This window comes from Chitinophaga caeni, from assembly GCF_002557795.1.
In the GTDB taxonomy this organism is placed as follows: Bacteria; Bacteroidota; Bacteroidia; order Chitinophagales; family Chitinophagaceae; genus Chitinophaga; species Chitinophaga caeni.
Map to the genome: position 1 here is coordinate 713,994 of NZ_CP023777.1, position 13,454 is coordinate 727,447.

Consider the following 13,454-nt stretch of genomic DNA (forward strand, 5'->3'; position numbering starts at 1 on the left):
ATTTATTCCGTTGGTTGCTGCGTTGCGGCAGCAGATTTGTCTTTAAAAAAGAAAATAAAAAACACTAGGACTACGAGCGCTATATACACCGGCACCATCCAAATTTTGATCCATTGATGTTGTTGATCCACCATGTAATAATGTGCCACCAGCCCGGAGAACCATGTGCCGATAACCATTCCGGCGCCGTAAGTAGCAAATGTAAATAAACCCTGCGCCGCATTCTTAATACTTGCATGAGCCTTATTTTCGGTATACATATAACCGGTTACGAAAAAGAAATCATAACATACCCCGTGTAACACGATGCCGGCATACAACATCCAAACATTTGCATCCACATCGCCATAGGCAAAGCATACATAGCGTAATACCCAGGCAAACATACCGAGGATGAGCATGTTCTTCACACCGATCCTATAAAACAGGAAAGGTATTGCCAGGATGAAAATCGCTTCCGATGCTTGCCCTAAAACCATCTTGGCGCTTACGTTTTGCATCCCGACATCATTCAAAAATAAATTGGCTTGCTCATAATAAAATGATAATGGAATACAAATGAGTACAGCTGCTATGAAAAATATGAGATATGCTCTGTCTTTCAATAATACCAGGGCATCCATACCCAGCGATTGCGCCACGGAACTTTTGATGGCCGGCTTCGGTGGCGTATTAGGAAGTGACAATGAAAATATACCGAGAAATAATGAAACCCCTGCCGCTAAATAGAAAATGGCTACCGTGTTTTCAAAATGCAACCAGCTATTTAATACGCCCGATACAATCCAGCCCACCGTTCCGAATACCCGTATTGCGGGAAACTGTTTGCCGGTATCGCTAAGTTGGTAAAAGGCAATATTATTTGATAAAGCAATAGTAGGCATATATAACAATGAATATACCAGTATTGCCCAGAAGAATGCATCGGCATCCCCGATGAAAGTCATCAGGTAAAGTAATACTGCGCCTGTAATATGTAAGAAGCCCATCACCTTTTGCGCTGAGAAATACTTATCGGCAATCGTCCCGACAAAAACGGGGGAGATCATCGTGGCAATGGCCAAGGCGGTATAAGCCGCACCGATTTGCACCGGCGAAGCATCGAGGTACTTGGCGAGGTATGTACTTACCGTAACATACCATGCTCCCCAGATAAAATACTCGAGGAACATCATGAAGGATAGTTGGAAGCGGGTAATGAACTTCATAAACATCGGAATAATTAAGAAGAGAAAAGTCTCCTGTTAATATACGCTTAAATCGGCTGAATTCAAATGCCGGGCATTACCTTCTATCCGCAATTATAACCAGCAGTAACTTTAAGGAAACTATGCAGGTTTCGTAATTTTCTGGTAGTACTTACAGGCGGGCCTGATGCCGCAAATGCCGCATTTCGGATTACGGGCAATACAAACATACCGGCCATGTAATATCAACCAATGGTGTGCTATGTGAATTTTGTCTGCCGGGAAATTTTGGACCAATTGTTTTTCAGCTTGCAAGACCGTTTTAGCGTTCGTTGTTAAACCGATGCGCGCCGAAACCCTGAATACATGGGTATCCACGGCCATATTGGGTTGATGATCGATCACGGAAGTAATTACGTTGGCAGTTTTACGCCCGACGCCGGGGAGCTTAATTAACTCGGGTACCGTTTTAGGAATTTCGCCGTTATATTCTTCCGTCACCATTTTGGCCATGCCGATGAGGTGCTTCGTTTTATTATTGGGGTAACTAATGCTTTTAATCAAGGGAAATAATTCTTCTACCGTTGCCGTACTAAGATCTTGCACGGTAGGGTATTTTTCGAATATAGCCGGCGTAGTCATATTCACCCTCTTGTCGGTACACTGGGCTGAAAGGATGACGGCTACCAATAATTGGTAGGGATTGTCATATATCAATTCCGTTTCCGCGTCCGGGGCATGTTCCTCGAAATAGCGGATGACATATTCATAACGTTCCTTCTTTGTCATGGCGTAAATATAAATAGTTTACACCAAGTTCAAAGCCCGGTATGCGAAGAATCGAATATTAGTATAAATGAATTAGGGAAGTCTATCTTTTCTCGCCCGTATTGGCATAATCGAAGATGGCTTGCAGTGATTCAGGGCGAGGGCTGTACTTGATACTGTCCAAAGCCTGCTGAGTTACTAATACCAATTGTTGGTTCTCTGCCTGTATGCTTATTTCTTCGTTCATATCGCTCACGTTATTACCTGCTCCATGAGAAGCTGCATAGGAATTAGCATTAAATAAAGGAAGTGTAGAATTGCTCATGCGAGAACTGTTTTAGTTAGGAGAATAATTGAACAGCTTTATAACGGAGAATGGGCGGTCAGTATTGTTAAATTAGATTTTTTTTTTCATTCAGTCAAAAAAAATACAGTGCTCCCTGAAAGTCTGTAAGTAGTATATTAAAAATAATAATAATGGATCTAATGGCTTGATTTCTCGGGTACTATAATATACAGATCTTCATTATCTTTTTTCATGAAGTATTTTTCCCGGGCAAACTTTTCTAATTTTTCAGGGCTGGACAATAACTCCTGGCGTTCCCGGGTATTTTTCTCGATTTCGGATAAATAAAACTCTTTTTGATGTTCCATTTTACTTTTTTCCGCGCTTAATTCAAATTGCGCGATGAGATTATACCTGTCGAGGAAACAGAGCCAAATGATGAATGCCACCGTTCCGATGAAATATTTATTGCTAAATAGCGGGGGTAATTTGAACGGTTGCTTGGCTGCCATGTGGAAAAGTTTTAGAAAATTCCCGGTATCGCGTGGTGGCAATACCGGGATATGTTGACCACGTAATAAAGTCAGAAACGGTTATTTCTTACCAAATTTAGTGGTATTTTTTGGATAAAAAGCAGTGTTGTCCAATTCTTCTTCAATACGGAGCAATTGGTTATACTTAGCCATCCTATCGGTACGGGAAGCGGATCCTGTTTTAATTTGTCCACAGTTCAAAGCCACTGCCAAGTCAGCGATGGTTGTATCTTCCGTTTCACCGGAGCGGTGGCTCATAATAGAAGTGTAACCTGCTTTGTGAGCCATATTTACAGCATCGATAGTTTCCGTGATGGTACCGATTTGGTTTACTTTAATCAGGATACTGTTAGCGATATCATTGTCGATGCCTTGTTTCAAACGGGTAACATTTGTAACGAATAAATCATCGCCTACTAATTGCACTTTTGTACCGATCGCTTCTGTCAATTTCTTCCAACCATCCCAATCATCTTCAGCCATTCCATCTTCTATAGATACGATCGGGTATTTATTGCACCAATCGGCCCAGTAAGCTACCATTTCATCGCTGCTGATGACTTTTTGAGAGCTCTTGTAGAACTTGTAAGTCTTGTCGGCCTCGTTGTACATTTCGCTACTAGCGGCATCCAGGGCAATAGATACTTGTTCTCCCGGTTTGTAACCCGCTGCTTCGATAGCTTGTAATACGGTTTCGATAGCTTCTTCGTTGCTTTGAATCTCCGGGGCAAAACCACCTTCATCGCCAACGTTCGTGCTGTAGCCTTTTTTCTTCAGAACAGATTTCAGGTGATGGAAAATTTCCACGCCCCAACGTAAACCATCCGCGAAAGTTTCGGCACCGTGCGGTACGATCATAAATTCTTGGAAATCGATTTTATTATCGGCATGAACGCCACCGTTCATGATGTTCATCAAGGGAATAGGCAAGGTTGTAGTATTTACGCCGCCGAGGTAGCGGTATAAAGGCAAACCGCTTTCATCAGCAGCAGCTTTAGCTACGGCCATACTTACAGCCAGGATAGCATTAGCGCCCAATTTAGCTTTGTTGGGAGTACCATCTAATTCGATCATCATTTTATCGATACCGGCCTGCTCGGTCACATCGTATTCCCCTTCCAATTCCGGGGCGATGATTTCATTAACATTCCTTACAGCTTCCAATACACCTTTGCCCATGTAAACGCTCTTGTCATTGTCGCGAAGTTCCACGGCTTCGTGTTTACCTGTAGAGGCACCTGAAGGCACGGCTGCACGGCCAAAGTGACCATCTTCTGTTCTTACATCTACTTCCACTGTAGGATTGCCACGGCTATCCAAAATTTGCCTAGCATGAATTTGTGTGATAATACTCATGATGAATTGGGTGTTTAAATTTTATGGTTTTTCTAAATCCGCCCCGCAATGCTGGGTTGCTATTTAGTAATATCCCTGAAAATATCTTCCAGTGATGTCGAATTGCTCTGCAAAGAAAGGATGTTCCTGTTATTTATCAAAGCAAATTGCATCAGGTTTTTCTTGACACTATCTATATCCCCGGCAAAAATCTGCCAACCCTGGCCTTGAAATACCGCCACATCACTGACGCCATCTATAGCCATCAACTCTTCCCGCTTCACCGGGTCCCCAAAACTTACCACCAGGTAGCCTCCTTTATTTTGCCGGTTACGCAGGTTATTGATATTATCATCAGCTATAATATGACCTTTATTTATGATAATGACCTTCCCGCATAATGCCTCCACCTCTTGCATGATATGGGTGGACAACATCACGGTTTTATTCTGCCCGAGGGATTTGATCAGGTTCCTGATTTCTGCCAATTGATTCGGGTCAAGACCGGATGTAGGTTCATCCAGGATCAGTACAGAAGGGTCATGCATCAAGGCCTGGGCAAGACCCACCCGCTGCTTGTACCCTTTAGACAAGGCGCCTATTTTTTTATGTTGCTCCGCACCTAAGCCCGTCATCCCGATCATCTCATCGATCCGCTGCTTTTTGCGGCTACCAAGCTGGTGCATATCCGCGATAAATCCCAAGAATTCCTTCACGTACATATCGTAATAAAGGGGATTTGATTCTGGCAGGTAACCGACCCTTTTCCTCACTTCCATAGATTGCGCGGCTACGTCCAAACCATCTACCTTGGCGCTGCCATGGGATGGAGGGAGATAACCGGATAAGATTTTCATCGTAGTAGATTTACCTGCACCGTTGGGGCCAAGGAAACCGGCAATTTCCCCTTTTTGTAAGCTAAAGGAAATATTGTCGATAGCTTTCTGTTCCCCGTAAAGCTTGGTAAGTTGTACTACTTCTATAGACATGGGCTTTTTTTGAGTGCACTAAAGTACGGCAAAATTTGCAGTGATGGGAGCCTAATACCGGGGCAAGGTGGAATTTTATCAATTTCTTTACAAAGTGAGGCGGCAAATAAAAAACCGGGAGCGCAGCCTGCGCTTACCCGGCTTTAATTACTTGTAGGGCTTAATAAGTCACGATCGGCGGTAGGCTCTTGGCCTGTTCCACCATTTCGGCTACTTCATTGGCCGAAGGCATCCTGCCTACCAGGTTCTTCTGGGCATTCACCTCGGCTAATTTCTTATGAAGGTTTTCCGGAACCCTATTTCTTAACTCCTTAACGGTATCTACGCCGGAAGCTTCCAATAATTCGGCAAACTGGCCACCAACGCCCTTGATACGCATCAGGTCGGCATGGTTGACCCACTTCAGGATGAAGCCTTCCGCGAGTCCGGTAGTAGCTGCTAATTTGGAGCGCCCGCTCTTGGTAGCCCCATCTTCTAATAATTTCTCGACAGTATCGATACCAACACCTTTTAATTTGCTGGCATAATTTTCCCCGATACCTTCAATGTCAGTAATTGCATAACTCATAATAAACACATTATAGTTTGAATATACATAAATTGAACAACCTTTGCTTTAAAATAATGTTAATTAGCCAAGAAATGCAAAAAAAATTACCAACTTAATCATTACCTTAAAACACTTACCGAGATGATCTCTTGGGAGAATGCAACCTATTATCGTATAACGTGAACGAATATACGTGAATGTATATTTCCTAGTACAACTCTTACATTTGTAACATGAAGCGATTATTTATTGGAATTTGTTTATGTTGTTTGCCGGCACTTTCTTGGGCACAATCGATGCCCCGGGAGAATTATCCGAAGGATTATTTCAGGAATCCTTTGGAAATACCAATCATGCTAGCAGGTAACTTCGGGGAGTTAAGACCGAATCACTTCCACTCAGGTATCGATATCAAGACTCAACAACGTGAAAATTTAAGGGTGCATGCCGCCGCCGATGGTTACGTTAGCCGCGTGAACATCTCCCATACCGGCTTCGGGCACGGCCTATATATTACGCATCCAAATGGTTATACTACGGTGTACGCCCACCTGAACGAGTTCTATCCAGAATTGGCGGAATACGTCAAACAAAAACAATACGCGCAGGAAAGCTGGGCCATTGACCTGCAACTACCACCCGGAAAATTCCCTGTAAAGAAAGGGGATTTCGTTGCGTTGAGTGGTAATACCGGCGGCTCCCAAGGCCCACACTTACATTTTGAAATCAGGAATACCGAAAGCGAAAAACCGCTTAACCCGATGCTTTTCGGCTTCGATATACCCGACACGAGGGATCCGGAAATTTACAGGCTCGCCATCTACGATCATCATAAAAGTATTTATGAACAAACGGCTAAATTACTGGCGGCGAAAAGAACCGCTAACGGCAAGTACTCTTTGTCGGCCCCGGTTGTGCATGTTTCTACGGATCAAGTGGTATTAGGTGTTGGCGCTATTGACCGTCAAAGTAACAGCCCCAACCCGAACGGTATCTTTGAAGCGGTTTTAAACTTGGACGGCGCCCCGCAAATCGGTTTCCAGATGGATGAAATCGGTTATGATGAAACCCGGTACGTGAACGCCCACGTAGATTATAAAATGCGGAAATCAGGGGGTAACTATGTACAGCTGTTGTATGCTTTACCGGGTAACTTCCTCGGCATTTACCACGATTTAAATGGTAAGGGGGTTATTGATTTATCGGATAGAAAAGTCCACCCTGTTTCTATCGATGTAATGGATGCATACGGGAATACTTCTTCCTTGTCTTTCTCATTGCAATATAATGGCGCTGCCATAAAAGAAGCTGATTGTGCGAACCAGATGTATCCCGACTCCAGGAATATCTTCGAAAACAACCAGGTGGAGTTTGATCTTGCAGAAGGCGATTTATACGATGATATCTGTTTTTCGTATTACCAAGTTCCCAGCAAGTCATCACAGGCACTGTCTGACGTGCAGCATTTGCACGATGCGCGGGTGCCGGTTCACCGCTTTTTTAACGTCAGCCTGAAACCTACCAAGATCATCGATAGCAGTTTGTACAGCAAAGTTGTAATGAAACGTTCCAGCTATGGAACCGGGAGCGCGGCAACTTCCTATGCAGACGGCTGGTTTACAGCGCGGTTTAGAGACCTGGGTAATTTCCACTTGGAACTCGATACCCAATCGCCCAAAATTACCTTGCTTGGCGGCTTGAAACAGGGGGCCAACCTATCGAGGTATAAAAGCATTAGTTTTTCGATGTCCGACAATAACGGCATAGAAGCTTACAGGGGTGAGATCGATGGGAAGTGGGTCATGTTTTCCCGCAGGAGCAATAGATTAACCTATACTTTCGATGAGCATTGTCCCGCAGGTTCCGGGAATCATACATTAACAATGACCGTGACTGATATCGTGGGCAACAGCCACACTTATACGTATAAATTTAAAAGGTGAGTAATAGATGATGCATTTAAAAGAAGGTGATAAAGCGCCTGTTTTCAAAGGAAAAGACCAGGACGGCAATACAGTTAGCTTGTCGGATTTTAAAGGGAAAAAGGTTATCCTTTATTTTTACCCCAAGGACGATACCCCCGGATGCACAGCGCAAGCCTGTAATTTGAGGGATCATTATCCACAATTAACAAAAAAAGGATATGTTGTAATCGGCGTCAGCATCGATGATGAAAAGAAACATCAAAAGTTTATCAACAAGTATGATTTACCTTTTACATTGCTGGCTGATGATGATCATAAAATCGTGAACCAGTACGGTGTGTTCGGTGAAAAAAAATTCATGGGCAGGACATTCGAGGGCACGCATAGAACAACTTTTCTCATTGATGAAAAAGGGAAGATTGCCAAAATAATTACGAAGCCAAAGACCAAGAGCCATACCGAAGAAATATTGGAGTTTTGGGAAGGACAATAAATAATAATGGAGCAAGGATTTTGGACATCGGGGCAATGCATTCAAAAAACGAACCCAGGTTTCGAACACTGATAGCTTGAAAGCTCGAACCAGCATAATCCAGGGTCCTTGAATTAATTTAGCAAAGACATACATAAACTAAAACGCCGGAAAATTAATTTCCCGGCGTTTTTTGTATAATTATAATCTTGGCATTTTATCTTTTCTGGCGTTGCTTACGGAACAAGTTACCTGTTTTAAAGCCATTACCTTCAGGAGAACCTACGCGATCCATCGCGCAACGGAAACCTACAGTATTCGTACTCATATCCTGTTGCATATAGCGGCGTGTTCCGGGAGATAACCAATAAGGACGGTCATTCCAGCTACCACCTTTAATTACGCGGGATTTATCATTTACCAACGACGTAACGCCATAGCCGTATTCAACCTGCGATAAGCTATCACCATCCAGGTAGTTAATCACATCACCTTTTTGATAGTTCAGGCGGTGTGCGCTTTCTTCATCGGTAACATAACGCATCTTGATATTACCTAAGCTATCTTTTTCCGCTTCACCTTCCCCGTTTTTAAATACGGTTTGGAACTTGTTACCGCGGAAGTAGTTGAAGTCATCACCATCAACCGGCGTCATTGGCCTATAAACATCATTTACCCACTCACTCACGTTACCACTCATATTATATACACCGAAAGTATTGGGATAATATGATTTCACCGGACCGGGGATAGAAGCGCGGTCGTTCAAACCACCCGCGATACCCATGTTATCACCGGAGCGGCGTTTGAAGTTGGCCAAGAACTGTCCTTGCCAATGACCGCGTCGTTGTTCGCGCAGGCCACTATTATTTACATTCCAAGAATAGATTTGGCGATTCATGATTAACTCCTCACCGCGTTTACCTTCTTTCTTGGAAGGGCTTGGGTTCTGACCTATATATCCCAAGGCAGCATATTCCCATTCAGCTTCGGTAGGAAGGCGGTAATCCGGTAACATGATACCATCTTCAAATTGTGCCGAGCGGGGAGAGCCATCAGGATTGGTAAATACTTTTTTATTGGATTTTGAAATTTTCCCGGGGGTACCTTCGTACAAACCGGCGATATACGCTTTCGTATCGAAAGTATTGTCATCTGCCTGGTCCATGATATCCACCTTGGAAATCAAGCCGGCATCCATCAATAACTTTTCATTTACACGGTTGGAACGCCATTTACAATACTTGGTAGCTTGTTCCCAAGTAACACCGACAACCGGGTAATCATTATATGCTGGGTGGCGGAAATAATATTCCAAGAGCGGCTCGTTATAAGCCAGTTCACTACGCCAAACCAAGGTATCCGGTACAGCTTGACGGTATACTTCAGGGAATGATTCCCCGTACACGCGGCTCAACCAGTAGAGGTATTCGCGGTAATGAACATTGGATACTTCCGTTTCGTCTATATAAAAAGAAGATACGGTAATGCGGCGCGGGATGTTATTCCAATCACCCATCACATCTTGTTCGGTTGCTCCCATCACGAATGTACCACCTTGCACAAATACCAATCCGGGACCAGTTTTCTGTTCTTTATTCTGGGCTACCATGAAGCCACCCATCTTAGGGTCGTTATAGTTCCATCCGGTAGCAGATGACTTCGCATATTTCCCATTTTTATGACATGCTGAGAATAGCAAAGCACTCGTACCAAGAAGTAGGGAAAAGGCGGTTAATTTACGCATGCGATACGGCTTTTTACAGTATTATATAGGTAAACGCAAATTTAATATTTTTTATTTTATATCAAAAAATATTAATTTGTAATTAAATGCTTTTAAAAGGCTACCAGTCTTTAAATCAAAGTGTTAGCTTCGGATTAAATTAATACTTTTTATATTAATTTTATGCATTATTGATCAATCTGACCAGATTCCGGTCCTATAGGGATTCTGACCTTATGAAAACGTCTTTTACCGCATTTTATTATTTATTCTCTTTCTCATTTCTTGTCCTCTGCGGTAAAGAAGGGTACGGATCGAATCACCTTGAAGGTAAAAATACTGTTTTTAGGGATACTTCCATATTGAACTTCGGTTCTTGGTTTGAAATTAATATTACCGAACCGGGCGTGTACCGGGTCAATATTAACCAATTGCAAGCCGCGGGCTTTTATACTAGCAGGACCCGCTCTTCCTTGCTGGGCTTATTTGGCAATCCCCCGGGAATGGACCAGGTAGAAGTGCCCGGCGGGAAAATAAATACGCTACCGACGGTATCTTATCTATTAAATGACGGCGGGGACGGTTGGTTAGATCCGGGCGATTATTTCCTGTTTTACAGCCCGGGCGTTCAGCCTACCAGGATCGACAGCTTCAATGCAAGCATCCAACACCGGTCGAATCCCTTTCAGAAAAAATTATCCTATTTTATTTCATTACAAACAGGGGGAACACAGGTATCAAAACTTCCCGCGTTAACAACTTGGCAATCAATCCAGTCGAATTTCGATTTTTACAATTTTATCGAGATAGACTCTGTCAACCTGTTAGGCAGCGGTAGGGAATGGTTCAGCGCTCCCTTTGTAAACCGGGCTTTCAAGTTAGAGGGCTTGGCTCATAATATCACCAAAGCCAAGATAACACTACGTTTAGTGGCAAGGGCAGCGCAAGCAACCAAATGCATGTTCCAATTGGGAAACTTTAACCAGTATGTTGATTTGCAAGCCATAACGGGAAACGCTTTGGATAATTACGCACAATCCAGCACAGTTACATGGGAAACGGGGGCCATTAATTCCGATGGAAACGCCAAGTTACAATTTCAAGGCGCCAACAGCGACAAGCTCTGGCTGGACTATATCGGGGTACAATCCAGGTCAGCACTTACACAACAGGCCGGGGAAACTAAAGTTTTCCTAGATTTTTCATCCTGGAAAACCGGCAATACGCAATTCAGGGTTCAATCCGCAGCCCCGGGCGCCAGTATTTGGGATATCAGTGACCTTAACCATCCCGTGGAAATGGCTTTGACCGAAGAATCCGGTCAATTTGCCTTTGTTGCCAATACAGATCATCTGCATACTTATTTAATATTCGACCCGCGAGCCGTTAAAACGCCGGGATATATTGGAACTATTTCAACTAAAGCACTACCTGCAACCGCGGATTACCTCATCATATGCCCGGAAGAATTTAATTCTGCCGCCCAAAGATTAGCAGGGCTTCATAGGCAACAGGGACTAGCAACGGCCGTTGCCAACCTGGAGGATATCCGTTATCAATACGGGGCTAACTCGAACTCCCCCGTCGCCACAAGGAATTATATTAAAGATGTTTACGGGCGGAGCGGGGGAAATCTTCAATACGTTCTCTTGCTTGGAGATGCCGATTACGACTACAACGCTACCCGTAATACCATACCTACCTGGGAAAGCTTAGAATCGTTAAATCCCCTTTCCAGTTTTGCAAGCGATGATTTTTACGCGGTACTCGAACCCGGCGAAAATTTTGAGGGCTACAACGTCAAAGATTTGGATATCGCCATAGGGCGATTACCCGTAAATAGTAAAAACGAAGCAGAACAGCTCGTCGACAAAATAATTGAATACGTTCAACATCCAGGAATAGGCCCCTGGAAGAACCGTATTACCTTTGTTGCGGATGACGAAGATCAAAATTTGCATTTAGAGTACGCGGAAGCCTTATCCCAACAGGTTGAGGCGCTGGATTCCGCGCTTTTCCCGGAAAAAATCTACCTGGATGCATTCCAACAGGAACCTATCGCGGGTGTCCCAAAATATCCGCAAGTAGTCCGAAACATTGCCGACGGCATGACTTCTGGCAGCTTAATTTGGAACTATACGGGGCACGGAGGGATCAGCCAGTTATCGCAGGAATCGGTGGTAGACTTACAGACTATTACGACCTGGGCTACCCGCGGGCATTGGCCGTTTATGATTATGGCAACCTGTGAAGTTGCCCCTTACGACAATCCCGCTGCCCGCAACCTGGGCGAAGAATTACTCAGGATGAGCCCCAACGGGGCAATTGGCGTTATGGCCAGCACGAGACCTGTTTTTGCAAACGCGAACTTCAACCTGAATCAATATTTCCTCGACGCCTTGGTATCGGGTATACCCAATGGAAATGGAATCGGGAAAGCCGCGATGCAAGCCAAGAATCAAATTTACCGGCAGCAAGTGCAGCCGGTTAATACTTCGAAATTTGCCCTGTTGGCTGATCCGGCCTTAGCCTTGGCGAAGCCTAAATTCAAGGTAAGGGTAAGCGGTATTTTTGATAGCGATGGCCAACCGGCAGACAGCCTGGCAGCCTTGGGAACATACCGCGTGAAAGCATATATCGAGGGTGATTATGGACAGGTAAACCAACAATTTAATGGGAAAGTTGATATAAGAATATCAGGACCCTTGCAATTAAAATATACCCTTGGAAATGATGTTGGTAGCCTAGCGGTAGGCTTCGCAGATGGGAGGATTCCTATTTTTAATGGCCGGGAATTCATCAGAAATGGAGAATTTAATTTTACATTCGTGTTGCCAAAAGACCTGGCATTGCACGCCGGTTCAGGAAAAATGATTTTCTTTGCGCAAGATTCTTTAGAGGATGCTTCGGGTGTAGGGGCAGGTTTCCACCTGGCTAACATGGTTTCAACAAGCCCTGCCCGGGACCTGGAAGGGCCGGGAATAAAAGCTTGGCTAAACGGGCCGTATTTTGAGCCGGGAGACGATGTTGGTAGGGATGTAATGCTACATGTTCAACTTTTTGATACCAGCGGGATAAATATCAGCGGGCAAAACGGGCATAATATTACGATTTGGTTGAATGAACCTCAAGACAGTATACAGTTGAATGATTATTTCAAAGCAGATATAGGAAGTTTTACCCGTGGATCAATAAATTACCCATTGTTTCAATTGCGGGAGGGCTGGCACACACTTACTATTAAAGCCTGGGATTCATACAATAATTCCAGCCAGTATAGCGTATCTTTTAAGGTTATTTCGCAAGACGATGTGCCGATCTCGGGAGCAAAGGTTTACCCCAATCCTTTCGAAGAGCAAACAACTATAGCGTTTATCTATCAAGGATTGTCAACTAGCTTGGATTTAGATCTCACAATATTTGATATTGGTGGGCGGATGATAAGAAATATTAAAAGCACAATAAATACACAAGATGGACGTTATCAGTTGATTCCATGGGACGGTAGCGCCAACTCGGGAGCAAAAGTATCTCCAGGGATGTATTTTTATAGAATACGGGTTAAAGAGCAACAAGGCCGGCAGAAAAGTTTGACTGGTAAGATAATAGTGTTATAATATTTCTATACTTTAATAAAAATTAAAATATAATTAAGATGTAAATGGCTTGATTATATATAAATT

11 protein-coding genes are annotated in these 13,454 nt (G+C 43.7%); 3 read left to right on the forward strand and 8 right to left on the reverse strand.

All coding sequences use genetic code 11. From position 1 onward, the window contains the following. Nucleotides 1-2: 2 nt before the first annotated feature. From COR50_RS02900 to COR50_RS02930, 7 genes are all read right to left on the reverse strand, one after another. A complete protein-coding gene (locus COR50_RS02900; RefSeq protein ID WP_098196075.1) occupies nucleotides 3-1,208 on the reverse strand; it encodes a nucleoside permease in 1,206 nt (401 codons plus the stop codon). Nucleotides 1,209-1,328: 120 nt separating this feature from the next. Further along, a complete protein-coding gene (gene nth / locus COR50_RS02905; RefSeq protein WP_098192589.1) occupies nucleotides 1,329-1,976 on the reverse strand; it encodes an endonuclease III in 648 nt (215 codons plus the stop codon). Between the two features lie 82 nt (nucleotides 1,977-2,058). Then, nucleotides 2,059-2,280, reverse strand: coding sequence for a hypothetical protein (locus COR50_RS02910; RefSeq protein WP_098192590.1), 222 nt, complete (start codon nucleotides 2,278-2,280; stop codon nucleotides 2,059-2,061). Between the two features lie 158 nt (nucleotides 2,281-2,438). Next, entirely contained in the window at nucleotides 2,439-2,753 is a 315-nt protein-coding gene (locus tag COR50_RS02915; protein WP_098192591.1) for an FtsB family cell division protein, read from the reverse strand. 81 nt (nucleotides 2,754-2,834) lie between these two features. Beyond that, on the reverse strand, nucleotides 2,835-4,130 hold the full coding sequence (gene eno / locus COR50_RS02920; RefSeq protein ID WP_098192592.1) for a phosphopyruvate hydratase: 1,296 nt from the start codon (nucleotides 4,128-4,130) through the stop codon (nucleotides 2,835-2,837). Between the two features lie 59 nt (nucleotides 4,131-4,189). After that, nucleotides 4,190-5,098: a gliding motility-associated ABC transporter ATP-binding subunit GldA gene (gene gldA / locus COR50_RS02925; protein ID WP_098192593.1), complete on the reverse strand. Its 909-nt coding sequence runs from the start codon at nucleotides 5,096-5,098 to the stop codon at nucleotides 4,190-4,192. A 160-nt stretch (nucleotides 5,099-5,258) separates the two neighbouring features. Next, nucleotides 5,259-5,666 (reverse strand): DUF4332 domain-containing protein, encoded by a 408-nt coding sequence (locus COR50_RS02930; RefSeq protein ID WP_098192594.1) that lies wholly within the window; start codon nucleotides 5,664-5,666, stop codon nucleotides 5,259-5,261. Nucleotides 5,667-5,881: 215 nt separating this feature from the next. On the opposite strand from COR50_RS02930, the gene COR50_RS02935 reads away from it, so the two are divergent. Next, on the forward strand, nucleotides 5,882-7,591 hold the full coding sequence (locus COR50_RS02935; RefSeq protein ID WP_098192595.1) for a M23 family metallopeptidase: 1,710 nt from the start codon (nucleotides 5,882-5,884) through the stop codon (nucleotides 7,589-7,591). Between the two features lie 7 nt (nucleotides 7,592-7,598). Continuing rightward, on the forward strand, nucleotides 7,599-8,066 hold the full coding sequence (bcp, locus tag COR50_RS02940; protein ID WP_198405763.1) for a thioredoxin-dependent thiol peroxidase: 468 nt from the start codon (nucleotides 7,599-7,601) through the stop codon (nucleotides 8,064-8,066). Between the two features lie 196 nt (nucleotides 8,067-8,262). On the opposite strand, the gene COR50_RS02945 is transcribed toward bcp, so the two are convergent. Then, entirely contained in the window at nucleotides 8,263-9,792 is a 1,530-nt protein-coding gene (locus COR50_RS02945; RefSeq protein WP_098192596.1) for an SUMF1/EgtB/PvdO family nonheme iron enzyme, read from the reverse strand. 215 nt (nucleotides 9,793-10,007) lie between these two features. On the opposite strand from COR50_RS02945, the gene porU reads away from it, so the two are divergent. Next, nucleotides 10,008-13,388 (forward strand): type IX secretion system sortase PorU, encoded by a 3,381-nt coding sequence (gene porU, locus COR50_RS02950; RefSeq protein WP_157760598.1) that lies wholly within the window; start codon nucleotides 10,008-10,010, stop codon nucleotides 13,386-13,388. Nucleotides 13,389-13,454: the final 66 nt, after the last annotated feature.

Coding starts and splice junctions, on each gene's coding strand:
- COR50_RS02935 (WP_098192595.1), top strand. CDS start 5,882: ATGAAGCGATTATTTATTGGAATTTGTTTATGTTGTTTGCCGGCACTT.
- nth (WP_098192589.1), bottom strand. CDS start 1,976: ATGACAAAGAAGGAACGTTATGAATATGTCATCCGCTATTTCGAGGAA.
- bcp (WP_198405763.1), top strand. CDS start 7,599: ATGATGCATTTAAAAGAAGGTGATAAAGCGCCTGTTTTCAAAGGAAAA.
- COR50_RS02910 (WP_098192590.1), bottom strand. CDS start 2,280: ATGAGCAATTCTACACTTCCTTTATTTAATGCTAATTCCTATGCAGCT.
- COR50_RS02900 (WP_098196075.1), bottom strand. CDS start 1,208: ATGAAGTTCATTACCCGCTTCCAACTATCCTTCATGATGTTCCTCGAG.
- COR50_RS02945 (WP_098192596.1), bottom strand. CDS start 9,792: ATGCGTAAATTAACCGCCTTTTCCCTACTTCTTGGTACGAGTGCTTTG.
- gldA (WP_098192593.1), bottom strand. CDS start 5,098: ATGTCTATAGAAGTAGTACAACTTACCAAGCTTTACGGGGAACAGAAA.
- COR50_RS02915 (WP_098192591.1), bottom strand. CDS start 2,753: ATGGCAGCCAAGCAACCGTTCAAATTACCCCCGCTATTTAGCAATAAA.
- eno (WP_098192592.1), bottom strand. CDS start 4,130: ATGAGTATTATCACACAAATTCATGCTAGGCAAATTTTGGATAGCCGT.
- COR50_RS02930 (WP_098192594.1), bottom strand. CDS start 5,666: ATGAGTTATGCAATTACTGACATTGAAGGTATCGGGGAAAATTATGCC.
- porU (WP_157760598.1), top strand. CDS start 10,008: ATGAAAACGTCTTTTACCGCATTTTATTATTTATTCTCTTTCTCATTT.